Origin of the sequence: Butyricicoccus sp. AF35-5AC (assembly GCF_003477715.1) — a bacterium.
Classification (GTDB): domain Bacteria; phylum Bacillota; class Clostridia; order Oscillospirales; family Butyricicoccaceae; genus Agathobaculum; species Agathobaculum butyriciproducens.
In genome coordinates this window covers 1,711-1,945 of sequence record NZ_QUDX01000034.1, presented here as the reverse complement: position 1 = coordinate 1,945, position 235 = coordinate 1,711, and the positions used below count along the sequence as shown (strand labels likewise).

The 235-nt window shown below is 54.0% G+C and carries 1 pseudogene; it reads right to left on the bottom strand.

The window, feature by feature from the left end:
• Nucleotides 1-188 (bottom strand): annotated as a pseudogene (locus DWZ82_RS14825) (virulence-associated E family protein); the annotation flags it as partial.
• Between the last annotated feature and the right edge of the window lie 47 nt (nucleotides 189-235).

Here is a 235-nt window from a genome sequence, read left to right as displayed (position 1 = left end):
TCTCTGTGAAAACCGATGGGCTTTATGATGTCCTTGCGGTCAGTCAGGATGTTGTATGCGATAGCCCCTGAAAGCAGAGGGTCACGTTGGAATACGGTCAGGCAGTTCCGTATGCTCTGACGGACACCGCCTTTCTCGGTGGTTTCCAGCCCCGCCTTGATTTCCTCAACGCTCTGGGGCGGCTGCATGGCGTTCATAGTGTTTTTTAGTTCTTGCTGCGTCTGCGGCTGCAAGT